The 21,258-nt window shown below is 71.8% G+C and carries 23 protein-coding genes and 1 pseudogene; 6 read left to right on the top strand and 18 right to left on the bottom strand.

Features of this window, described 5'->3' with window-relative positions; genetic code table 11:
* Positions 1 to 105: 105 nt before the first annotated feature.
* From ACZ6EJ_RS22420 to ACZ6EJ_RS22445, 6 genes and pseudogenes are all read right to left on the bottom strand, one after another.
* The gene (locus ACZ6EJ_RS22420; RefSeq protein ID WP_469269483.1) at positions 106 to 1,374 is read right to left on the bottom strand and encodes an RNA polymerase sigma factor; all 1,269 of its coding nucleotides are present in this window, start codon (positions 1,372 to 1,374) and stop codon (positions 106 to 108) included.
* Positions 1,375 to 1,552: 178 nt separating this feature from the next.
* Positions 1,553 to 1,903 carry a YciI family protein gene (locus tag ACZ6EJ_RS22425; protein ID WP_469269485.1) on the bottom strand — a complete coding sequence of 117 codons (351 nt, stop codon included), beginning with the start codon at positions 1,901 to 1,903 and terminating at the stop codon, positions 1,553 to 1,555.
* A gap of 143 nt (positions 1,904 to 2,046) precedes the next feature.
* Positions 2,047 to 2,760, bottom strand: coding sequence for an HNH endonuclease signature motif containing protein (locus ACZ6EJ_RS22430; protein ID WP_469269487.1), 714 nt, complete (start codon positions 2,758 to 2,760; stop codon positions 2,047 to 2,049).
* A gap of 111 nt (positions 2,761 to 2,871) precedes the next feature.
* Positions 2,872 to 3,843, bottom strand: coding sequence for a DNA adenine methylase (locus ACZ6EJ_RS22435; RefSeq protein WP_469269489.1), 972 nt, complete (start codon positions 3,841 to 3,843; stop codon positions 2,872 to 2,874).
* Positions 3,844 to 4,243: 400 nt separating this feature from the next.
* Positions 4,244 to 4,516, bottom strand: coding sequence for a hypothetical protein (locus tag ACZ6EJ_RS22440; protein WP_469269491.1), 273 nt, complete (start codon positions 4,514 to 4,516; stop codon positions 4,244 to 4,246).
* A gap of 1,392 nt (positions 4,517 to 5,908) precedes the next feature.
* Positions 5,909 to 6,351: pseudogene (locus ACZ6EJ_RS22445) on the bottom strand (ATP-binding protein).
* Here ACZ6EJ_RS22445 and ACZ6EJ_RS22450 point away from each other — a divergent pair.
* The 4 genes from ACZ6EJ_RS22450 to ACZ6EJ_RS22465 all read left to right on the top strand — a co-directional run bounded on the left by ACZ6EJ_RS22450 (position 6,286) and on the right by ACZ6EJ_RS22465 (position 9,549).
* Positions 6,286 to 6,615: a DUF397 domain-containing protein gene (locus tag ACZ6EJ_RS22450; protein WP_469269507.1), complete on the top strand. Its 330-nt coding sequence runs from the start codon at positions 6,286 to 6,288 to the stop codon at positions 6,613 to 6,615. The pseudogene ACZ6EJ_RS22445 and the gene ACZ6EJ_RS22450 sit on opposite strands and share 66 nt — an antisense overlap.
* 55 nt (positions 6,616 to 6,670) lie before the next feature.
* On the top strand, positions 6,671 to 7,267 hold the full coding sequence (locus ACZ6EJ_RS22455) for an NAD(P)H-dependent oxidoreductase (RefSeq protein ID WP_469269492.1): 597 nt from the start codon (positions 6,671 to 6,673) through the stop codon (positions 7,265 to 7,267).
* Positions 7,268 to 7,529: 262 nt separating this feature from the next.
* Entirely contained in the window at positions 7,530 to 8,525 is a 996-nt protein-coding gene (gene coaA / locus ACZ6EJ_RS22460) for a type I pantothenate kinase (RefSeq protein ID WP_469269494.1), read from the top strand.
* Between the two features lie 34 nt (positions 8,526 to 8,559).
* Positions 8,560 to 9,549 (top strand): DUF389 domain-containing protein, encoded by a 990-nt coding sequence (locus ACZ6EJ_RS22465; RefSeq protein WP_469269495.1) that lies wholly within the window; start codon positions 8,560 to 8,562, stop codon positions 9,547 to 9,549.
* 467 nt (positions 9,550 to 10,016) lie between these two features.
* Here the strand turns inward: ACZ6EJ_RS22465 and glmM are convergent, their stop codons facing one another.
* The 4 genes from glmM to ACZ6EJ_RS22485 all read right to left on the bottom strand — a co-directional run bounded on the left by glmM (position 10,017) and on the right by ACZ6EJ_RS22485 (position 14,531).
* Positions 10,017 to 11,375 carry a phosphoglucosamine mutase gene (glmM, locus tag ACZ6EJ_RS22470; protein WP_469269496.1) on the bottom strand — a complete coding sequence of 453 codons (1,359 nt, stop codon included), beginning with the start codon at positions 11,373 to 11,375 and terminating at the stop codon, positions 10,017 to 10,019.
* Positions 11,376 to 11,651: 276 nt separating this feature from the next.
* A complete protein-coding gene (gene rpsI / locus ACZ6EJ_RS22475) occupies positions 11,652 to 12,188 on the bottom strand; it encodes a 30S ribosomal protein S9 (protein ID WP_006126903.1) in 537 nt (178 codons plus the stop codon).
* A 44-nt stretch (positions 12,189 to 12,232) separates the two neighbouring features.
* A complete protein-coding gene (gene rplM, locus ACZ6EJ_RS22480; RefSeq protein ID WP_018960214.1) occupies positions 12,233 to 12,676 on the bottom strand; it encodes a 50S ribosomal protein L13 in 444 nt (147 codons plus the stop codon).
* A 235-nt stretch (positions 12,677 to 12,911) separates the two neighbouring features.
* Positions 12,912 to 14,531 (bottom strand): ABC-F family ATP-binding cassette domain-containing protein, encoded by a 1,620-nt coding sequence (locus ACZ6EJ_RS22485; RefSeq protein ID WP_469269497.1) that lies wholly within the window; start codon positions 14,529 to 14,531, stop codon positions 12,912 to 12,914.
* A 66-nt stretch (positions 14,532 to 14,597) separates the two neighbouring features.
* Here ACZ6EJ_RS22485 and ACZ6EJ_RS22490 point away from each other — a divergent pair, with 66 nt between their 5' ends.
* Both ACZ6EJ_RS22490 and ACZ6EJ_RS22495 read left to right on the top strand, forming a co-directional pair.
* Positions 14,598 to 15,446 carry a hypothetical protein gene (locus ACZ6EJ_RS22490; protein ID WP_469269498.1) on the top strand — a complete coding sequence of 283 codons (849 nt, stop codon included), beginning with the start codon at positions 14,598 to 14,600 and terminating at the stop codon, positions 15,444 to 15,446.
* A gap of 69 nt (positions 15,447 to 15,515) precedes the next feature.
* Positions 15,516 to 15,899: a hypothetical protein gene (locus tag ACZ6EJ_RS22495; RefSeq protein WP_469269500.1), complete on the top strand. Its 384-nt coding sequence runs from the start codon at positions 15,516 to 15,518 to the stop codon at positions 15,897 to 15,899.
* Here the strand turns inward: ACZ6EJ_RS22495 and truA are convergent.
* From truA to map, 8 genes are all read right to left on the bottom strand, one after another.
* Positions 15,868 to 16,722 (bottom strand): tRNA pseudouridine(38-40) synthase TruA, encoded by an 855-nt coding sequence (gene truA / locus ACZ6EJ_RS22500; RefSeq protein WP_469269502.1) that lies wholly within the window; start codon positions 16,720 to 16,722, stop codon positions 15,868 to 15,870. The two genes, ACZ6EJ_RS22495 and truA, sit on opposite strands and share 32 nt — an antisense overlap.
* Positions 16,723 to 16,810: 88 nt before the next feature.
* Positions 16,811 to 17,314: a 50S ribosomal protein L17 gene (gene rplQ / locus ACZ6EJ_RS22505; protein WP_469269503.1), complete on the bottom strand. Its 504-nt coding sequence runs from the start codon at positions 17,312 to 17,314 to the stop codon at positions 16,811 to 16,813.
* Between the two features lie 92 nt (positions 17,315 to 17,406).
* Complete coding sequence (locus ACZ6EJ_RS22510; RefSeq protein WP_003966937.1) at positions 17,407 to 18,429, bottom strand: DNA-directed RNA polymerase subunit alpha; 1,023 nt, start codon at positions 18,427 to 18,429, stop codon at positions 17,407 to 17,409.
* A 137-nt stretch (positions 18,430 to 18,566) separates the two neighbouring features.
* Entirely contained in the window at positions 18,567 to 18,971 is a 405-nt protein-coding gene (rpsK, locus tag ACZ6EJ_RS22515; RefSeq protein WP_003956432.1) for a 30S ribosomal protein S11, read from the bottom strand.
* A gap of 104 nt (positions 18,972 to 19,075) precedes the next feature.
* Positions 19,076 to 19,456 carry a 30S ribosomal protein S13 gene (gene rpsM / locus ACZ6EJ_RS22520; protein ID WP_014047799.1) on the bottom strand — a complete coding sequence of 127 codons (381 nt, stop codon included), beginning with the start codon at positions 19,454 to 19,456 and terminating at the stop codon, positions 19,076 to 19,078.
* Positions 19,457 to 19,650: 194 nt separating this feature from the next.
* On the bottom strand, positions 19,651 to 19,764 hold the full coding sequence (rpmJ, locus tag ACZ6EJ_RS22525) for a 50S ribosomal protein L36 (protein WP_003956441.1): 114 nt from the start codon (positions 19,762 to 19,764) through the stop codon (positions 19,651 to 19,653).
* A 59-nt stretch (positions 19,765 to 19,823) separates the two neighbouring features.
* Positions 19,824 to 20,045 carry a translation initiation factor IF-1 gene (gene infA, locus ACZ6EJ_RS22530; protein WP_003956442.1) on the bottom strand — a complete coding sequence of 74 codons (222 nt, stop codon included), beginning with the start codon at positions 20,043 to 20,045 and terminating at the stop codon, positions 19,824 to 19,826.
* Positions 20,046 to 20,234: 189 nt separating this feature from the next.
* Positions 20,235 to 21,071 (bottom strand): type I methionyl aminopeptidase, encoded by an 837-nt coding sequence (map, locus tag ACZ6EJ_RS22535; protein ID WP_469269505.1) that lies wholly within the window; start codon positions 21,069 to 21,071, stop codon positions 20,235 to 20,237.
* Positions 21,072 to 21,258 lie beyond the last annotated feature (187 nt).

Here is a 21,258-nt window from a genome sequence, read left to right on the forward strand (position 1 = left end):
CCGGAGGCGGTCGCCCGCGCACGCCGGACCGGCGGCGGCACCCACCGCGCACGCCGGGGCACCGTACGCCCCCGCCGCCCCCTCACGCGCCGCCCCCTGCCGCCCTCACGCGCCCGGCGCTCCGGGCGGCCCCTCCCCCTCCCCCTCCTCCTCCTCCTCGGCCAGCTTCCGCCGCAGCGCGCGCCGCTCCGGCTCGGGGCCCGCCACGGCCAGCGCCTCCCGGTACGCGGCCGCCGCCGCCTCCCGCCGCCCCAACCGGCTCAGCAGATCCCCCCGCGCCGCGTGGTACGGCTGGTACGCGCGCAGCCTCGGCTCCCCCGCCAACGCGTCCAGCAGCGCCAATCCCGCCTCGGGCCCGTCCCGCATCGCCACCGCCACGGCGCGGTTCACCGCCACCACGGGGGACGGGGCGAGGATGAGCAGCACGTCGTACAGGGCCACGATCTGCGGCCAGTCCGTGGCCGCCACGTCCGGCGCCTCGTCGTGCAGGGCGGCGATGGCGGCCTGCACCCCGTACGGCCCGGCCGGACCGCCGGTCAGCGCCGCGACCACCAGCGCGCGGCCCTCCTCGATCATCGCCCGGTCCCAGCGCCCCCGGTCCTGGGCGTCGAGCAGGACCGGCTCGCCGTCCGGCCCGCTGCGCGCGTCGCGCCGGGCGTGGACCAGGAGCAGCAGCGCGAGGAGCCCGGCGGCCTCTCGTTCGGCGGGGAGCAGGCGGTGCAGTATCCGGGCCAGCCGGATCGCCTCCTCGGCCAGGTCCAACCGCTGGAGCCGGGGGCCGGAACTGGCCGCGTACCCCTCCGTGAAGACCGAGTACACGACCTGGAGCACCCCCGGCAGCCGCCCCGGCAGCTCGTCGGGGCCGGGCACCCGGAACGGGATCCGGGCCTCGCGGATCTTCTTCTTGGCCCGCACGATGCGCTGGGCCATGGTCGGCGTCGGCACGAGGAAGGCCCGCGCGACCTCGGGTGTGGTGAGCCCGGCGAGGCAGCGCAGGGTGAGGGCGGTGCGGTCCTCGGCGGCGAGGGCGGGGTGGGCGCAGGTGAAGAACAACTGGAGCCGTTCGTCCGGCAGTCCGCCGAGCCCGGTGGCGGCGTCGGCCGCCGGGGCGGGCTCGGCCCGTTCCGCGTCGGCCTGGAGGACGGCGAGCCGGGCGGCGTACGCCCGGTCCCGCCGCAGCCGGTCGACCGCCCGGCGCCGGGCGGTCGTCAGCAGCCAGGCCCCCGGCCGGGAGGGGACGCCCTCGGCGGGCCAGTGGAGCAGGGCGGCCTCGATCGCCTCGGACGTCACCTCCTCGGCCAGGTCGAGGTCCCCGAAGCGGCGGACTAGGGAGGCGAGCAACAGCCCACGCTCCTCCCGGAACACCGCCTCCACCGCCTCCGCCGAGGCCCCCGCGCCGGCTCCCCCGTGCGCCGGTCCCCTACCGGACGGGCCGGCTCCCCCGTGCGCCGATCCCGTACCGGACGGGCAGGCTCCCCCGCCCGGCGCGCGGGGGTCCCCCGAGCCCGGCGCACCGGCCCCGTCCCGCGCCGCGCCGCCGCCCGTCACGGTGTCAGGCCCCGAAGTCCGCGACCGGCCGGACGACGACCGAGCCGCCGTCCCGCGAGCCGGGGCAGCGCGCCGCCCAGTCGAGGGCGGCGTCGAGGTCGGGCACGTCGATCACGAGGAAGCCCCCCAACAGCTCCCGCGTCTCCGCGTACGGCCCGTCCGTCACCGTCCGCTCACCCGCCGGGGACACCCGCACGGTGGTCGCGGTCACCAGGTCGGCCAGCGACTCCCCGGAGACGAAGACGCCCGCGTCGCGCACGGCCTTGTCGTACGCCATCCAGTCCTCGACGGTGCACTGCGGCGCACCGCCCTGCTCGTCGGCGGCCCCACTGTGGATCAGCAGCATGTACTTCATGATCGAATCCTGTCGTTCGTCTCTCGCGCCCGCTGTTCGGGCCCTACACGATGACGACGAACGGGACCGGGACGGATCGACACACCGCCCGAAGTTTTTTCCGCGTATGCGGCGACCGGGCCGCGGAGGCGCGCCCCGCGGGACTACGGGGCGGACCGCAGCCTCCGCTTCGCCGCCTCGGCGACCGAGACACCGGCGGCGGACGCCACCGCTTTGAGCCCGTCGGCCACCTCCACCTCGTCCCCCTGGAAGACGAGGTGGATACGCCGTTCCGGGCGCATGGCGACATGCGTGTAGTGCTCCGGGTACGCCCAGAAGCACGACAGACAGGTCTCCTCGACCTTGGCTTCCCAGTTCGGGCAGTGCTCGCAGGACCAGGACTTGGCGCGGTTGTCCGAGGCGCAGACCGGCATGAAGTCCTCCGCGCGCATGTCCGGCTTGTCGCCCGCGACGGCGAAAGGCACCCGGTGGTCGCACTGGAGTTCGCGTCCGGCGAACTCACCGGAGCAGATGGCGCACCGATAGGCGTGTGCCTTCTTCAGCGCCTCGCCGAATTGCTTGGGGATGACCACACGACCGGCGCCGTTCTCGTTGGCCGTGCCGTTGAACGCGTAACTCGCCATACGCCGGCCGTCCGGCCCCTTGACCATGACCGTGACGACGCCCGCTCCCGCGTCCTTCAGGTCGCGTGCGGCACGCGGCGGGTGGTTGTAGCCCAGTTCGGCCAACGTGCCAGTAGTGACGGAACCGTGTTCCAGAATATGGTCACGGACCAGAGCGGCCCGTTTGGACATCTTGAGTTGGCGCAGCCAGGCGATCTGGGCGTCACTGAGCGGAACCGGGGCATGGTCGGACATGCGGCCGATCGTAACGGAAGGGAATCACTTCGCAGAAGTAAGTGAGGACCTCAGCGGATTGATCGAGCTGCCCCTATCGGGCACAAGACCCCAAAACTCCGAATTCGACCGTCAGAACAGTGCCGCTTCCGCGGAAAGGCCCGCCCCCAGGCGGTCGTCGATGACATCGACCCCACCGAGGCGTTCCACGAGCGCCGGGGAGAGGTACAGGGATTCGGTGGTCATCTGCCGCTTGCCCATCAGCGTCGCCTGCGACGAAACGCCCGCGACGACGTGGCGGTGGGTGAGCCCCAGTTCCTCCGGCAGGGAGGAGCCGTACCTGTCGTCATCGGTGACCATGTCGTACGACGCGATGAAGGACACCTTGTTGTCCACCGCCCGCTGGAGCGTTTCGGTGAACGCGTCCCGCTGGAGGCCCTTCAGATAGCGGTGGTCGGGCACCCCGCTCGTCCCCTGATACGGCGGGTCCATGTACACCAGCTCGTCGGGCGAGGCGTTGACCAGGGGATCTTCGTAGGAGGACGTGGCGATGGCCGAGCCCTGCACGATGGCGGAGGCCTGCCTGATGCGCTCCGCCATGTTGTCGGGCTTCGCACCCAGACGGCGGTGGTCCGCCCCCTGGTTGAAGTCGCCGGTCTTCTGGCTGTAGCGGACAGCGGCCTTGACGCAGCGGCACAGGAGATAGAGAAGGATCTCCGGCTGCTTACCGACGTTGAACGCATCGCGCGCCTCAAGGAAATACGCACGGGGGTCGTCGAGCTGTTCGTTCCACATGCGGGTGTACTCCGCGATGAGGTGGTGGGGATCATCGATGATGAGCTTCCACAACCCCATGAGCGGACCATTGACGTCCGAGATGTAGGCCGTTTCCACCAGACCGTAATGCAGCGCCGCCACGGAAATGGCCGCCGAGCCCGCGAAAGGCTCCACCAGCCGGGGGGCGCCCCCTTCAGGGAAGAGGGAAAGGATCTGGCCCGCGAGCGCCCGCTTACTGCCCTGGTAGGGGAAAGCCTGCGGAACACTTCGCGTACCAGCGGACTTCCAGGGCATCTGATGATGACGAGAGACAGCGGCAAGGGTCACCGCGCTATTTTACCAGGTTGCGGGCGAACACCCAGAGCGGGCAGGGCTGATGGGGTTACGGTCGCTTTCAGGCACTTCATTTGACTGTTTCACCGCACGCCATGCACGGAATCGATACAGGTGTTTTTCGTCAGACTCCTCACGAGAACTACCTCGTGGTGAACGCTGTCGGCGTCAAGCCGGTGCTGCACGCCCTGCACGAGTCCGGGACAGCGGCGAAAGCCCGGCTCGCCTCTCCGCGGACGGCACGCGAGGTTTTCCCTTCACCCCGACCGGTCCACCTCATGGTGTCGGGCGTTGCACGCGAGGCGTGAGCAGGTCGGGGAGCGGCACGGCATTCCGGTCTCCCACGGGTCACGGATCGGCTGACGCCACGCTCCAGGCGCGCCGGCCGCCGCCCTCACACCCCCGCGAGAGCCGACTCGGCCTCGTGGGCGCGGGTCCTGCGGCAGTCGCCGCAGAGCCCCGGCAGGGGGGAGCGTAAGGCTCGGTCGCAGTCCTCGCAGGTCTGGAGGGGCACGACCGGCGGGGCGGCGGGCAGGGGTGGCGGCAGGAGCGCGACGAGGCGGTGCCGCAGCAGCTTCGCCGGGTGGCGCAGGGGTACGGGCGGGTCGTCGGTGAGCGCGGCCCGGACCGCCTCCGGGCGCATCCCGCGTTCGAGCCAGGCCGCCACTCCGGGGCCAGCCGCCGCACGTCCGCCTCGGAGAGGACGAACAGGGGCGCGGTGCGCCGGAGCCCGGCGAGCAGCTCGGCGGCCTCGTCCAGCAACGCGGCGGTGGGGGCGGACGGGGCAGGCAGCGGCGGGGGCGGCGGCTTGGGCGCGGTGGGCGCCGGCACACGGCGCGGCCCGGCCTCCCGTACGGGCTCGGGCTCTCGGACCGGAACGGCTCCCCACCCCGGCCGGGCATCGGGCCCGGTCCCCCGTACGGGCGGGGGCGCGGCCTCCCGTACGGACGCGGGCGCGACCCCCCGTACGGACGCGGGCACAACCTCCCGTACGGACGCGGGTGCGGCTGCGGTCCGCCGTACGGCCGCCCCACGCGGCGCAGGCACGGACGCCCCGCACGGCGCAGGCACGGACGCCCCGCACGGCGCGGGCGCGGGCGCGGGCGACACCCGCGACCCGGACGCCCCACGAGGCACAGGCGCGGACATCCCGCGCCGCGCCGACGCCGCACGTGGTGCCCGCAGCCCGCCACCCGCGTGCGCGGCGCCTGGCACGGGCGCAAGGGCAGCGGAAGCCGCAAGCGGCGCGGACGCGAAGGCAGCGGCGGCCGCAGGCGGTGCAGGTGCAGGCGGTGCAGGTGCAGGCGCAGGCGCAGGCGGTGCAGGCGCAGGCGGCGCGGGCGCAACGGCAGCGGCGGGCGCAGGTGTGACGGGCGCGCGCCCCGCCCCCCTCGCGTGCCGCGCCGCCGCCTCCGGGTGGTTGTAGAACTCCGTACGCGTGGCGATCCGCCCGCCCCGGACGCGTTCGCGGATGCGGCGCAGGAAGCCGTGGTGCTCCAACTCGCGCAGGGCGGCGGCGATCCGCGCCTCGCTCTCCGGGAAGATCGCGGCCAGCACCTTCGTGCCGATCCTGGCCCCGTTGGGCAGGGACTGGATGTGCGTGCCGAGGCCGATCGCCAGCAGGGACATGTCCCGGCGCTGGGAGAGCCTGTTGGAGATCACCGTGAAGCCGTCGGTGAGCCGCACGTTGATGTGCACGACACCGGCGGACGGGAGGCGCGAGGGCGCGCTAATCTGCTGGGTATCCATCAGGAAGGGGCTTACTTCCTCGTTGGTCAGGCCCTCGATCGGGATGCCAGTCCCGGCCGGGGGCCGTCTCATGTCTGGTGGTGAGCGTGAGCATATGCCACCGAACCGGCGCGAAATCCAGCTCCGTTGGCAAACCTCACCCGCGCGAGTGACAGCACCTCCGCGCCCGCATCCCGCAGGTCGCAACCGGCCGGGTGGGGTGGGGAGAAGTTCTTTTCCCCGTACTGAAAAGCCTTTTACGTCGCGGAGCGCCACGCCCCGGTCGACCACGACACGGTCCACCGGAACCCGGTCCACCGGGTCGCGGCGGTCACGATCCGGTGAGCGCCAGTTCGGCCCAGACCGTCTTCCGGGGGAAGGGCCCGTCCTCCGTACCCCACCGCGCCGACAACGCCTCCACGAGCAGCAGTCCGCGCCCGCCCTCCGCTTCGTCGGACGGCTCCCGCGGGCACGGCAGGCACGCGCCGCGCGCGTCGGCGACCTCGATACGCAGCGTGTCGCCGTACACGTGCACCATGAGGCGGAAGTCCCGCCCCTCGACGCACCCGTGCGGCGCCGCGTTGGACGCCAGTTCACCGATGACCAGGCTCGCGTCCTCCAGCGGCAGCCCCCAGGACCTCAGTTGCCCGGTCGCGAGCAGACGGGCGAGGCGGGCCCCCGGCGGGTGGCGGAGAGCTGGACGGTGAACTGTCCCGTGCCACCAACGACGGTTCTGAGTGCGTCGAGGTCGCAACCGCCCCGACAACCATCCACGTACGCGATTCGGAAGCAGCCCCCCGTCGAAGGCCCCCAGCCCGGCTTCACCCCCGCCGCCTGGACGGACTTCGTCGCCTGCGCGTCACAGCGCTGAGTAGGCGGCCGGAACGCGCCGCACGGGACCGAGATCCCCAGCGGCGCGCTCCGGCCCGCACTCCTACCGCTGGGACAGACACGGGCGCCCGGAGGAGCCGTCCCCGGTGCGCCGAAGAAGACGACGGGGCTGAAGCGCGGACGTGTCGGGGGCCTACCATCCGATGAGAGGGCCACCGCGTGGCCGGCACCGGCCCACACCATTCCGGGGGATCAGCAGCACATGCGTATCGGCGTCTATCTCGCACACCCGCGCCCCGACAGTTTCAATCACGCGCTGTTCGACGCGGTCGTCGACGAACTGCGGGGCCGGGGAGCGGAGGTGTTCGCGCACGACCTGTATGCGGAGGGGTTCTCCCCCCTGCTGACCGCCGGGGAGACGGAGACGGTCCAGGCCGCGGAGCCCTGTACGGACGCCCAACTGGCCCTGCACCGCGCCGAAGTGCCGTCGCTCGACGGCCTGGCGTTCATCCACCCCAACTGGTGGGGTATGCCGCCGGCCGTCCTCGGCGGATGGGTGCAACGGGTCCTCGTTCCCGGCGTCGCGTACAAGCTGGGCACCGCCGACGGAAAGCCCGCGGGGCTGCTCCGGGCGGGGCGGGCGCTCGTCCTGAACACCTCGGACACGCCCGCGGACCGTGAGCAGGACGAGTTCGGCGACCCGCTGCAACGCGTCTGGGCCGCGTGCGTGCTTCCGTACGTCGGGGTCGACGACGTCCGCCGAGTCGTCTTCCGTACGGTCACCGACTCGACGCACCGGCAGCGCGCCGACTGGCTCGGCGAAGCGCGCCGGGAAGCCGCGGCATTGCTCGGCGGCTGACGGCGTCGGTCAAAGGCGTCGGTCAAGAGGAGGGTGCGGAGCCGTCCGGGAAGCGTGCGGCGCCTTCCACCGGATTGCGAAGGCATCCTGGGGCCTCTCCGGTGCGTGAGCCGGATCCCGGCGCCGGGGCCTTCCCCGGAGTCCGGGCGGGCAGCCGGGCAGCCGGGGCCACCGGTCCCATCGGGCGGCGCCGACCCGTCCGGCGTACCCACGTGACCGAGCCCACCCCCCGCCGCGTTAAAACTCCCGTAACAATGAAGAGGTGATCACCTCACCCGCACGGAGCCCCCACCGTCGCACCGAGCACGCGCCGACCCCCTACGTCGACCTCTCGCGCGACGAGTGGAGCGCTCTGCGGGACCGGACGCCGCTGCCGCTGACCGCCGAGGAGGTGGAGCGGCTGCGGGGTCTGGGCGACGTCATCGACCTGGACGAGGTACGGGACGTCTACCTGCCGCTCTCCCGGCTCCTCAACCTCTACGTCCAGGCGACGTCCGGGCTGCGCGGCGCGCTGAACACCTTCCTCGGGGACGCCGGGAACGGGCACGGCGCCCAGCGCGGAACCCCGTTCGTCATAGGGGTCGCGGGCAGCGTCGCCGTCGGCAAGTCCACCAGCGCCCGCATCCTCCAGGCGCTGCTGGCCCGCTGGCCGGAGCACCCGAGCGTCGAGCTGGTCACCACGGACGGGTTCCTGCTGCCGATGAAGGAGCTGACCGCGCGCGGCCTGACCTCCCGCAAGGGGTTCCCGGAGTCCTACGACCGGCGCGCCCTGACCCGCTTCGTCGCCGACATCAAGGCGGGCAAGGACGAGGTGACCGCCCCCGTCTACTCCCACCTGATCTACGACATCGTCCCCGGCGAACGGCTCACCGTGCGCCGCCCCGACATCCTCATCGTCGAGGGCCTCAACGTCCTCCAGCCCGCGCTGCCCGGCAAGGACGGCCGCACCAGGGTCGGGCTCGCCGACTACTTCGACTTCAGCGTGTACGTGGACGCCCGCGCCGAGGACATCGAGACCTGGTACCTCAGCCGCTTCCGCAAGCTGCGCGACACGGCGTTCCAGGACCCGTCCTCGTACTTCCGCAAGTACACGCAGGTCTCCGAGGAGGAGGCCCTGGAGTACGCGCGCACCATGTGGCGGACCATCAACAAGCCGAATCTGCTGGAGAACGTCGCTCCGACGCGCGGCCGTGCCACTCTGGTGCTCCGCAAGGGAGCGGACCACAAGGTCCAGAGACTGTCCCTGCGCAAACTCTGATGTCGTTCACCGCACACGGGAGGGTGGCCGCCGCGTGCTGCACCTGCGTCTGATCGTGCCCGCCGACGCCACGGACGGAGTCGTCTCCCTCCTGGAGTCCACCGTCGGCACCGCCCACCTGGTGGTCCTGCCCGGCGCCGCCCGCGACCCCGTCGGGGACGTGGTCCTCTGCGACGTGGCGCGGGAGGCCGGCGACGAGCTGATCGGCGCGCTGCGCCGGATGGGCGTCGACGAGACCGGGTCGATCGCCGTCGAGTCCCAGGACCTGACGCTCTCCGCGCGCGCCGAGGAGGCCGAGCGCGAGGCGCCGGGCGAGGGCGCGGACGCGGTGCTGTGGGAGGAGCTGACGGAGGCGACGCACGAGGAGTCGACGTTCAGCGTCACCTACGTCGCCTTCCTCTCCGTCGCCACGATGCTCGCCGCCTGCGGGGTGATGCTCGACAACGCGATCCTCATCGTGGGCGCGATGGCCGTCGGCCCGGAGTTCGGCCCGCTGGCCGGGATCTCCACCGCCCTGGTCCAGCGCGCGCCGCGCCTGGTGGGGCGCTCGCTGTGGGCGCTGATCGGCGGCTTCGCACTCGCCCTGGTCATCACCTCGGGCTTCGCCTGGCTGCTGGACGCCTTCGGGCTCTTCGACCGGGAGATGGTCGACCGGGCCCGGCCCAACACCGGGTTCATCTGGCACCCGGACTGGATGTCGTTCGTGGTGGCGCTCCTGGCCGGCGTCGCCGGGACGCTCTCGCTCACCTCGGCGAAGTCCGGGGCCCTGATCGGCGTGGCGATCTCGGTGACGACGGTCCCGGCGGCGGCCAACGCGGCGGTCGCCTTCAGCTACGGGGAGTACACGCAGACCAGCGGCTCGATCCAGCAACTGCTCGCCAACCTCGGCGGGATCATCCTCGCGGGCACGCTGACGCTGCTGGTCCAGAAGGGCCTGTGGTCGGCCCAGCGCCGCAGGGGCCGCCCCGGCCGCCGGAACGCCTCCACGGGCGCTACGGGCGGCAAGCGCGGACCGGCCTCCTGACGGGAGCGGTCGCCTCCGTACCGGCGCGCGACGGGCCCGCACGCGCCCGCAGTCGCCGCAGGGCTCCGGACGCGCGTACGGGAACCTCCTCGGGCCCGCCGGACCCCGCCCACGCCCCGCACGGCCGCCGCACACGCGTACGGGGCCTCCACGGGCCGGGGGGGCCTCCCCAGGGCTCACGGAGGCCCCCCGCACGCGGCCGGAGCGGATCGCCCCCAGGGGGGCCTCCGTCCCGATCAGGCCGGACCCCACCAGCCCGGCGTGACCGGACCTCACCAGCCCGGCGTGATCCCCACGAGGGGCCCTGGGGGGCGTCCGGCGGATCCTGACCGGGTCCGCGGCGCCTGGCACGGCGCCTCGCGGCGTTGCCGAAACACCCCAATCGCTCCGCGACGAGGGCGTTCCAGCGCCGTGCGGTGCACCGCACCGGACACCGCGGCCCGTCCGGCCCCGATCCGCCGGGCCCCCTAGCCGAGCGCGGACTTCACCACGTCGGCCAGACGGCCCGCGACGGCGCGCGCCTGCTCGATGTCGGCCGCCTCGACCATGACGCGGACCAGCGGCTCCGTGCCGGACGGGCGCAGCAGCACGCGCCCGGTGTCGCCCAGCTCGCGTTCCGCGTCGGTCACCGCGGCGGCCAGCTCGGCGGAGGTGTCCACCCGCGACTTGTCGACGTCCCGCACGTTGACCAGGACCTGCGGCAGGCGGCGCATGACCCCGGCCAGCTCGGCGAGGCTGCGGCCGGTCGCGGCGACCCGCGCGGCCAGCATCAGGCCGGTCAGGGTGCCGTCGCCGGTGGTGGCGTGGTCCAGGACGATGACGTGGCCCGACTGCTCGCCGCCGAGCGCGTACCCCTCGGCCTTCATCGACTCCAGGACGTAGCGGTCGCCCACGGCCGTCTGCACGAGGTGGATGCCCTCGCGCTCCATCGCCATCTTGAAGCCGAGGTTCGACATCACCGTGCCGACGACCGTGTCCTTGCGCAGGTGACCGGCCTCCCGCATCGCGAGGGCCAGCACGGCGAGGATCTGGTCGCCGTCGACCTCCTCGCCCGCCGCGTCCACGGCGAGGCAGCGGTCGGCGTCGCCGTCGTGCGCGATGCCGAGGTCCGCCCCGTGCTCCACGACGGCGGCGCGCAGCAGCTCCAGGTGGGTGGAGCCGCAGCCGTCGTTGATGTTCAGGCCGTCCGGGTCGGCGCCGATGGTGACGACCTCCGCCCCGGCCCGCGCGAACGCCTCGGGCGAGACGCGGGCGGCGGCGCCGTGCGCCTCGTCCAGGACCACCTTCAGGCCGTCGAGCCGGTTGGGGAGGACCGCGATGAGGTGGGCCACGTACCGGTCGAAGCCCTCTGCGTAGTCGGTGACCCGGCCGACGCCCGCACCGGTCGGGCGGGCCCAGGGCTCACCCGTGCGGTGCTGCTCGTAGACCGTCTCGATACGGTCCTCCAGCTCGTCGGCGAGCTTGTGGCCGCCGCGGGCGAAGAACTTGACGCCGTTGTCGGGCATCGCGTTGTGGCTGGCCGACAGCATCACGCCGATGTCCGCGCCGAGCACGCCGGTCAGGTACGCCACGGCCGGCGTCGGCAGCACGCCGACGCGGAGCACGTCCACCCCGGCACTGGCCAGGCCCGCCACGACGGCGGCCTCCAGGAACTCTCCGGACGCCCGCGGATCTCGTCCCACCACAGCGGTCGGGCGATGGCCCGCGAAGGTGCCCGCCTCCGCGAGCACATGCGCCGCCGCCACCGAGAGCCCGAGCGCCAGCTCAGCCGTCAGATCGGCGTTGGCGACGCCGCGCACTCCGTCCGTACCGAAGAGTCGTCCCACTGATGTCCTCCGAAAGTGCTCCGAAACCACACGTCACAGCAAAGCAAAAGAACTGAGAAACCCGACGGGCAAAGCGGCGGGCCCGCCGAAAAGCACAGAAGGGAACGGCGGGCGGCGGGGCCGGCCCGCGGAATGCGTGACGCCGTCCATCACCCCGCGGACCCCGCGGCCGATGAACGTCCCCTGCCGTTATACGCCCACGGGCGCCGATAGACGAACGCCCCAGCAGCACGGAGCGTGCTGCCGGGGCGAACGTGACAGTCGAGCAGGCAGTGTTTAGCGCTTGCTGTACTGCGGGGCCTTGCGGGCCTTCTTGAGACCGGCCTTCTTGCGCTCGACCGCACGGTCGTCGCGGGAGAGGAAGCCGGCCTTCTTCAGCGTGGCGCGGTTGTTGTCCACGTCCGCCTCGTTCAGCGCGCGGGCCACGCCGAGGCGCAGGGCGCCGGCCTGACCGGAGACGCCGCCACCCGAGATGCGGGCGATGACGTCGTAGCGGCCGTCGAGCTCGAGCACCTTGAAGGGCTCGTTGACTTCCTGCTGGTGCACCTTGTTGGGGAAGTAGTCCTCAAGGGTGCGACCGTTGATCTTCCACTTGCCGGTGCCCGGAACGATCCGGACGCGGGCGATGGCGTTCTTGCGGCGGCCCAGGCCGGCCGCGGGCTGCGGGTCGCCGAAGCGGCCGGCGAGGGACTCGCTGGTGTACTCGCCCTCGACGGGAACCTCCGACTCGAACGTGGTCACCTCGGCGAAGGTCTCCTCGCCCTCGGTGCCCACCGTGTCGTCGGCGGTCGTCTCAACAGTGGTCTCGGCCACGATGCTCCTCAGATCTTTCTGAATGTCTTAGGGGGAGGCCGGAACTACTGCGCGACCTGGGTGATCTCGAACGGGACCGGCTGCTGAGCAGCGTGCGGGTGCTGGTCACCCGCGTACACCTTCAGCTTCGAGAGCATCTGACGGCCCAGGGTGTTCTTGGGGATCATGCCCTTGATCGCCTTCTCGACGGCCTTCTCGGGGTTCTTCGAGAGCAGCTCGTCGTAGCGCACCGAACGGAGACCGCCCGGGAAGCCCGAGTGGCGGTACGCCATCTTCTGGGTCTTCTTGTTGCCGGACAGGTGCACCTTGTCGGCGTTGATGATGATGACGAAGTCGCCCATGTCCATGTGGGGGGCGTAGATCGCCTTGTGCTTGCCTCGGAGGAGGTTCGCAGCCGTGGTGGCCAGACGGCCCAGGACGATGTCCTGCGCGTCGATGATGTGCCACTGGCGAGTGACATCGCCGGGCTTGGGGCTGTACGTACGCACTTCGTAGCCTTCGCTTCTTCAGTGGATGAGGTCCAGACACATGGCACCCCTGAAGCGATCATGCAGCTTGGGCCCACAGTGCCGGGAACGGCGCCCGTATGCGAGCCACTGGTAACTGCTCCAGAGAACCTACGTATGGGCCCTTCGCGTCATGACGACGCAGCCGATACGCATAACAAACCAGAAGACTACCGGTCGGCCCCCACACGGGTCAAAACGGGCCCCGGTTCCCCGCTCACCGGGCCCGTTCCACCCGCCGCTCGTCCCACACCGGCTCCGCCGTCTCCCGGACCACCCCGTCCGACCCGAAGACCAGGTAGCGGTCGAAGGACTTCGCGAACCACCGGTCGTGCGTGACGGCCAGCACCGTGCCGTCGTACACTTCCAGGCCGTCCTGCAACGCCTCCGCCGACTCCAGGTCCAGGTTGTCCGTCGGCTCGTCCAGGAGCAGCGCGGTGGTGCCCGCCAGCTCCAGCAGCAGGATCTGGAAGCGGGCCTGCTGGCCGCCGGACAGCCGCTCGAAGGGCTGGTCCCCCTGGCGCTCCAGCTCGTACCGCCGCAGCACCGACATCGCCCCGCCCCGGTCCTTGGCGTGCTCGGACCAGAGGATCTCCACCAGCGTCCTGCCCAGCAGCTCCGGATGGGCGTGCGTCTGGGCGAAGTGCCCCGGCACGACCCGCGCGCCGAGCTTCCACGCGCCGGTGTGCGCCACCGGCTCCCCCGCCAGCAGCCGCAGGAAGTGCGACTTGCCCGACCCGTTCGAACCGAGGACCGCGACCCGCTCCCCGTAGTAGACCTCCAGGTCGAACGGCTTCATCAGCCCGGTCAGCTCCAGGCCCTCGCAGGTGACCGCCCGCACCCCGGTCCGCCCGCCGCGCAGCCGCATCCGGATGTCCTGCTCGCGCGGCGGCTCCGGCGGCGGGCCCGCCTCCTCGAACTTCTTGAAGCGGGTCTGCATCGCGTGGTAGCGGTTGGCCATGTCGGGGCTGTTCGCCGCCTGCTGCCGCATCCGCAGGACGAGCGCCTTCAGCCGGGCGTGCTCCTCCTCCCAGCGCCGCAGCAGCTCCTCGAACCGGGCGAACCGCTCCTTGCGCGCCTGGTGGTACGTGGCGAAGCCGCCGCCGTGCACCCACACGTCGCTGCCCGCCGGGCTCGGCTCCACGCTGACGATCTTCTCGGCGGCGCGGGAGAGCAGCTCGCGGTCGTGCGAGACGAAGAGGACCGTCTTGCGGGTCTCCTTCAGCTTCGCCTCCAGCCACCGCTTCCCCGGCACGTCCAGGTAGTTGTCCGGCTCGTCCAGCAGCAGCACCTCGTCGGGCCCGCGCAGCAGCGCCTCCAGCACCAGCCGCTTCTGCTCGCCGCCGCTGAGCGTGCGCACCTCGCGCCACTGCGCCTTCTCGTACGGGACGCCCAGCGCGGCCATCGTGCACATGTCCCAGACGGTCTCGGCCTCGTAGCCGCGCGCCTCGGCCCAGTCGCTCAGCGCCTGCGCGTACGCCATCTGCGCGGCCTCGTCGTCGACGGTCAGGATCCTCTCCTCGGCCGCGTCCACCGCCTTCGCCGCCTCCCGGATGCGCGGCTGCGCGACGGAGACCAGGAGGTCGCGCACGGTCCGCTCGTCCCGCACCGAGCCCACGAACTGCGGCATCACCCCCAGCCCGCCGCTCACCGAGACCGAGCCGCCGTGCGGCTGGATCTCCCCGGCGAGCAGCCGCAGCAGCGTCGTCTTGCCCGCCCCGTTCGCCCCGACGAGGGCGACGACGGCTCCGTCGGCCACCCGGAACGAGGCGTCGCCGAGCAGCACCCGCCCGTCCGGTAGGTAGTACTCCAGGTGGCCCGCTTCCAGATGTCCCATACCGAGCATTGTCACGGTCCGCGAAGCCCAGGCCCAACCGGTTTCGCGAAGCCCTAGGATGCGCCCATGAGCTTTGGGCAAGGGGGGCCCTCCTGGGGGCCGGGAGGCGGCGGGACTCCGGACTGGGCGGCGCTGGCGGAGGAGTCCGCGGCACGCGCCCGCCGCAGGAAGCTGCTGATGGTCGGCGGCGGCGCGCTGGCCACCGTCGTCGTCGGCGCGATCGTGGCCACCGCCGTCGTCGCCACGGACGGCGGCGGGGGCCGGGCGGACACGGGCGCGAGCCACCTGCCGGGTCCCGCCGGGGTCCCGGAGGACACCGCCGCGCCCGCGCCCTCCTTCTCCTCCGTCGCGCCGCCGCCCCCGCCGGACCCGAAGGACTACATATCCAGCGCCGAGAAGGACCGGGCGCCGATCACCGTCGACGGCTTCTTCCCCGGCAGGAAGCTCACGGTGGGCGGCCGCGTCCACCTCAAGGGCGCGACGCACCGCACCGCGAACTGCGCGGCGGGCACCCAGGGCGCCCTCGGCGCGATCCTCACGGACAACGGCTGCGAGCAACTCATCCGCGCCACCTACCGCAAGGACGGGGTCGCGGTCACGGTGGGCATCGCCGTCCTGGAGACGGAGGCCCGCGCGAAGAGGACCGTCGCCCAGGCCGCGGGCGGCCTCGCCTCCCTCAGCGGCCAGGGCGTCGACACCTTCTGCCGGGGCGGCACGGTCTGCCGCCGCACCGCCAACTCCTACGGCCGCTACGCCTACTTCACCATCGGCGGCTTCCAGGACGGCCGGCGCGTCACCCCTTCCGACAAGGGCGTCTACGCGGTCGGCGACGACCTGGCGACCTTCGCCTTCCACCAGATCCACCGCCGGGGCCAGGTCCAGGCCGCCCGGGCGGCCGCGGCCCCGAACGCCTGACCCGCTCCGGGGCGGACGGGCCTGGGCCCCGCGCGCCCGCTCCGCACCACCGCGCGAAAGGCGTACCCCATGAGCCACCCCGTCCTCCGGAGCCGAGCCCGCCTCCTCGCCGCCGGCTACGTCGGCCTGGTCACGGCCGCCGCCCTGGCCCACGAGATCGCCGGGCGCCCGGCGGCCGGCGAGACGCCGACGGCCCTGGCCGCCTTCCCCGGCTCCACCGTGGTGCTGGTCACCGTGGTCTACCCCCTGGTCCTGCTCGTCGGGGACGGCGCGGTCGGCGGGGAGGCCGGGGCCGGCCTCCTCGCCCCGCTGCTCCAGGGGGCCGGGGCGCTGGTCAACGTCCTGGCCCTCTGGGGCGCCACCGCCTTCGCACGCCACTTCGTGCGCGAGGCCCGCGGCAGCCGCCGCCGTCGCGACCGCCTCAGCAGCACCCCGCCCCCGGCAGCGTCCTGACGTTGCGGGCCTCCTCGGCCCGCGCGGCCAGCAACGCGTCCGCCGGATAGGCGACCTCCTCCAGCGTCAGCCCGTGCGGCCGCACCACGTGCACCGCCGGGTCGCGCACCCTCGCCGCCAGCACCTCGGCGGGCCAGTCGGCCGGACGCCGCCCGTCGCCCACGAACAGCGCCGCGCCGATCAGCGCGCGCACCATGTTGTGGCAGAACGCGTCGGCCTGCACGGTCGCGGTGAGCACGCCCGAGTCCTCGTCCCGCACCCACCGCAGCTTCTGGAGCGTACGGATGGTCGTCGCGCCCTCGCGCTTCTTGCAGTACGCGGCGAAGTCGTGCTCGCCCACCATCAGCGCGGCCGCCTCGTTCATCGCGTCCACGTCCAACGGCCGGTCGTGCCACAGCACATGGCCGCGCGTCAGCGGGTCCACCCCGCCGGGCCGGTCCCCCACCCGGTAGGCGTACCGCCGCCACAGCGCGGAGAAGCGCGCGTTGAACCCGGCCGGGGCCGGGGCCGCCCGCCAGATCCGCACGTCCGGCGGGAGCCGCCCCGCCAGCCGCCGCAGCAGCTTCTCCTCGTGCTCCGCCCACACCGCCTCCGGCAGGTCCACGTGCGCCACCTGGCCGCGCGCGTGCACCCCGGCGTCCGTGCGGCCCGCCACCGTCAGGTCGTACGCCACCGGCGACCGGGTCACCGTCCGCAGCGCGTCCTCGATCTCGCCCTGGACCGTGCGCCGGCTGGTCTGCTTCGCCCAGCCGGAGAAGTCCCTGCCGTCGTAGGACAGGTCCAGTCGCACCCGTACGCAACCGGGCTCCGCCTCGTCACTCACCCGCGTATCCTCTCGAACCCTGCTCAGCAGAACGGGCCCGCACCGCCCCGAAGGGTGATGCGGGCCCGTTCCGTGGTCGCTGGAACGCTCAGGCGTCCTTGGACTCCGCGTCGTCGGCCGGCTTGGCGTCCTCGGCGGTCTCGGCCGCGGGGGCCTCGTCCTTCTTGAGGTCGTCTTCCTTGACCGCGCGCTTCGTGGCGGCCTCGGCCTCACCGGTGGCCTGCTGGGCCACGGTCAGCGCCTCGACCAGCTCGATGACCGCCATCGGGGCGTTGTCGCCGCGACGGTTGCCGATCTTGGTGATACGCGTGTAACCACCGGGGCGGTTCTCGTACCGGGGAGCGATCTCGGTGAACAGCGTGTGCACGATGCTCTTGTCCGTGATCGTCTGCAGCACCAGGCGACGGTTGTGGATGTCGCCCTTCTTCGCCTTGGTGACGAGGCGCTCGGCGACCGGACGCAGGCGGCGGGCCTTGGCCTCGGTCGTCGTGATGCGGCCGTGCTCGAACAGCGACTTCGCCAGGTTGGCGAGGAGCAGACGCTCGTGCGCGGCGCTGCCGCCCAGACGGGCACCCTTTGCGGGACGCGGCATGGTGATTCTCCTTGTGTGCTGCACCGGCCGTATCAGGTACCGGTGTCAGTTCCCGCGAAGCGGACGCCTCACGGAAGTCGTGCGGGTACTGCTCAGTACTGCTCGGTCTCCACGAAACCGGCGTCCGCGTCGTCGTCCGCGCCGAAGGCGTCGGCGGCGGCGGTCGGGTCGAAGCCGGGAGGCGAGTCCTTGAGCGCGAGGCCCATACCGGCCAGCTTCGCCTTGACCTCGTCGATCGACTTGGCGCCGAAGTTGCGGATGTCGAGCAGGTCCGCCTCGGAACGGGCGACCAGCTCACCCACGGAGTGGATGCCCTCGCGCTTGAGGCAGTTGTACGAGCGGACCGTCAGCTCCAGCTCCTCGATCGGCAGCGCCAGATCGGCGGCGAGCGCGGCGTCCGTCGGGGACGGGCCCATGTCGATGCCCTCGGCGTCGATGTTGAGCTCGCGCGCCAGGCCGAACAGCTCGACCAGGGTCTTGCCGGCCGACGCCATGGCGTCACGGGGACGCATGGCCTGCTTGGTCTCGACGTCGACGATCAGCTTGTCGAAGTCGGTGCGCTGCTCGACACGGGTCGCCTCGACCTTGTACGTGACCTTGAGCACCGGCGAGTAGATCGAGTCGACCGGGATGCGCCCGATCTCCTGACCGACCTGCTTGTTCTGGACGGCGGAGACGTAGCCGCGACCGCGCTCGACGGTCAGCTCCATCTCCAGCTTGCCCTTGCCGTTCAGGGTGGCGAGGACGAGGTCCGGGTTGTGGACCTCGACACCGGCCGGCGGGGCGATGTCGGCGGCGGTGACCAGACCGGGACCCTGCTTGCGCAGGTACATCACGACCGGCTCGTCGTGCTCCGAGGAGACGACGAGCTGCTTGATGTTGAGGATCAGGTCGGTGACGTCCTCCTTGACGCCCGGCACGGTGGTGAACTCGTGCAGGACGCCGTCGATCCGGATGCTGGTGACAGCGGCGCCGGGGATCGAGGAGAGGAGGGTGCGGCGCAGGGAGTTGCCGAGGGTGTAGCCGAAGCCCGGCTCCAGCGGCTCGATCACGAACCGGGAGCGGAACTCGTCGACGACCTCTTCGGTCAGCGACGGACGCTGAGCGATAAGCATGGGGTGATCCTTCAGTCGTGGGCACCCACTATTTGATGCCCGACATATGTGACAAGGGTACGGGCGGTACGCCCCCGAAGGGGTGTACCGCCCGGACCCGGCGCTCCTGACGCACGGCCGTCACCGGCCGTGGCGGATCAGACGCGGCGACGCTTCGGCGGACGGCAGCCGTTGTGCGGCGTCGGGGTGACGTCCTGGATCGAACCGACCTCCAGGCCCGTGGCCTGCAGGGAGCGGATCGCGGTCTCACGGCCGGAGCCGGGACCCTTGACGAAGACGTCGACCTTGCGCATCCCGTGCTCCTGCGCGCGGCGGGCGGCCGACTCGGCGGCCATCTGCGCGGCGAAGGGGGTGGACTTGCGCGAGCCCTTGAAGCCGACGTGGCCGGCGGAGGCCCAGGAGATCACGTTGCCCGAAGGGTCCGTGATCGAGACGATGGTGTTGTTGAACGTGCTCTTGATGTGCGCGTGGCCGTGAGCGACGTTCTTCTTTTCCTTGCGACGCACCTTCTTGGCTGCGCCCTGACGACCCTTGGGGGGCATGTCTTGACTCCAGATGGAGAGGGGAGGTGATCGGTCCTACAGCGAAGACCGCTGGTTGCTGCGGGGTCCGGGGAACCGGACGTCCGCAGTGCGTCCGCTGAGGACTACTTCTTGCCCGGCTTCTTCTTGCCGGCGATGGCGCGACGCGGGCCCTTGCGGGTACGCGCGTTCGTGCTGGTGCGCTGGCCGTGGACCGGCAGACCGCGGCGGTGGCGGATGCCCTGGTAGCAGCCGATCTCGATCTTCCGGCGGATGTCGCCCTGGATCTCGCGGCGCAGGTCGCCCTCGGTGCGGAGGTTGGCGTCCACGTACTCGCGGATCTTGACGAGGTCTTCCTCGGCCAGGTCGCGAACGCGGGTGTTCGGGTTCACGCCGGTGGTGGCGAGGATCTCCTTGGACCGGGTGCGCCCGATGCCGAAGACGTAGGTGAGGGCAACCTCCACGCGCTTTTCGCGCGGGATGTCAACACCTGAAACGCGTGCCATTCAATGGCTCCAGTTGTTAGATCGGGGGTCTTCCGCAGCGCCGCTCCCGACCGCCGACCGCTCACGCGGAGCGGTGGTACGTCCGGGTCCCCGGCCCCCGCCGGAGGTGTCGTCAGCCGTGGCTTGGACGGGCCCTGCGTATGTACGTATTACGTGCGTCGCGCGAAGAGCTGCGAGATGCAGGCGGTCGTGCGTCAGCCCTGGCGCTGCTTGTGGCGCAGGTTGTCGCAGATGACCATGACCCGGCCGTGACGGCGGATCACCTTGCACTTGTCGCAGATCTTCTTGACGCTCGGCTTGACCTTCATGGGATGTCAGGTTCTCCGGGTCAGTGCCATCACCCGCCGAAACGGGGTGCCGGCAAGATCTACTTGTAGCGGTAGACGATCCGGCCGCGCGTCAGGTCGTACGGAGACAGCTCCACCACGACCCGGTCGTCCGGGAGGATGCGGATGTAGTGCATCCGCATCTTGCCGCTGATGTGCGCCAGGACCTTGTGACCGTTCTGGAGCTCCACCTTGAACATTGCGTTCGGGAGGGACTCGATCACGGTGCCCTCAATCTCGATGGCACCTTGCTTCTTGGCCACGCTTCGCCTTTCGAATCGGCTACCTTGATCGGCTCTTGCTCACCGCGCGCTGGAATGCGGGCACACGGATGCACGAGAGCCGACGAGTCAGTCTACGTCAGCGGACTCCAAAAGACGAATCCGTCAAGTCTGCCCAGCTCGGGTGATCCTTAGACCTCGCCGCGCCGGGGCTTGCGTGCGGAACCCCGATCAGCCCAGGGGGTCGGGCGCCGCCTCGACGCCGTACTCCGCGAGCTTGGCCCGGCCGCAGTCCGGCGCGGTCAGGACCAGCGGGCCCGCCTCCGTCAGCGCGACGGAGTGCTCCCAGTGCGAGGACCAGGTGCCGTCCGTCGTGATGACCGTCCAGTCGTCGCTCAGGACCTCCGTGCGCGCGGTGCCCAGCGAGACCATCGGCTCGATCGCCAGGCAGACGCCCGGAACCAGCTTGATGCCCTTGCCGCGCTTGCGGGAGACGTAGTTCAGCAGGTGCGGGTCCATGTGCATCTCGGTGCCGATGCCGTGGCCGCCGTAGTCCTCGATGATCCCGTACTTGCCGGTCGCCGGGCGGGGCTGGCGGCGGATGTAGGACTCGATCGCCTTGGAGATGTCGACGAGGCGGTTGTTCACCCGCATCGCGGCGATCCCGGCCCACATCGACTCCTCGGTCACGCGGGACAGCTCCACCAGCTCCGGGGCGTGCCCGGTGCCGACGAAGGCCGTGTACGCGGCGTCGCCGTGCCAGCCGTCCACGATCGCGCCGGCGTCGATCGAGATGATGTCGCCGTCCTTGAGGACCGTCGTGTCGTCGGGGATGCCGTGGACGACGACCTCGTTGACCGAGGTGCAGATGGTCGCGGGGAACCCGCCGTAGCCGAGGAAGTTCGACTTCGCCCCGTGGTCGGCGATCACCTTGCGGGCGACCTGGTCCAGGTCCTTGGTGGTGGCGCCGGGGACGGCCGCCTCGCGGGTGGCGGCGTGAATGGCGGCGACCACCAGGCCCGCCTCGCGCATCTTGGCGATCTGCTCGGGGGTCTTGATCTGCACCATTGCTCGGCGCCTCTCTGCATCGACGGTGGCGGGTTGGCTCGGGACTTCAACGATACGGGCGCAAGCAGTCGGCCGGGGGGGGGGGGGGGGGGGGGGGGGGGGTGGGGGAGGGGGGGGGGGGGGGGGGGGGCGGGGCGTCGTTGATCACGTAGGTGTACGCGAGGTGGGCGACCTTGGCCGCGCCCTT

Source organism: Streptomyces sp. NPDC041970, assembly GCF_055588985.1.

Coding starts and splice junctions, on each gene's coding strand:
- ACZ6EJ_RS22425 (WP_469269485.1), bottom strand. CDS start 1,903: ATGAAGTACATGCTGCTGATCCACAGTGGGGCCGCCGACGAGCAGGGC.
- ACZ6EJ_RS22430 (WP_469269487.1), bottom strand. CDS start 2,760: ATGTCCGACCATGCCCCGGTTCCGCTCAGTGACGCCCAGATCGCCTGG.
- ACZ6EJ_RS22455 (WP_469269492.1), top strand. CDS start 6,671: ATGCGTATCGGCGTCTATCTCGCACACCCGCGCCCCGACAGTTTCAAT.
- ACZ6EJ_RS22485 (WP_469269497.1), bottom strand. CDS start 14,531: ATGGGACATCTGGAAGCGGGCCACCTGGAGTACTACCTACCGGACGGG.
- ACZ6EJ_RS22490 (WP_469269498.1), top strand. CDS start 14,598: ATGAGCTTTGGGCAAGGGGGGCCCTCCTGGGGGCCGGGAGGCGGCGGG.
- ACZ6EJ_RS22495 (WP_469269500.1), top strand. CDS start 15,516: ATGAGCCACCCCGTCCTCCGGAGCCGAGCCCGCCTCCTCGCCGCCGGC.
- rplQ (WP_469269503.1), bottom strand. CDS start 17,314: ATGCCGCGTCCCGCAAAGGGTGCCCGTCTGGGCGGCAGCGCCGCGCAC.
- ACZ6EJ_RS22510 (WP_003966937.1), bottom strand. CDS start 18,429: ATGCTTATCGCTCAGCGTCCGTCGCTGACCGAAGAGGTCGTCGACGAG.
- rpsK (WP_003956432.1), bottom strand. CDS start 18,971: ATGCCCCCCAAGGGTCGTCAGGGCGCAGCCAAGAAGGTGCGTCGCAAG.
- rpsM (WP_014047799.1), bottom strand. CDS start 19,456: ATGGCACGCGTTTCAGGTGTTGACATCCCGCGCGAAAAGCGCGTGGAG.
- rpmJ (WP_003956441.1), bottom strand. CDS start 19,764: ATGAAGGTCAAGCCGAGCGTCAAGAAGATCTGCGACAAGTGCAAGGTG.
- map (WP_469269505.1), bottom strand. CDS start 21,071: ATGGTGCAGATCAAGACCCCCGAGCAGATCGCCAAGATGCGCGAGGCG.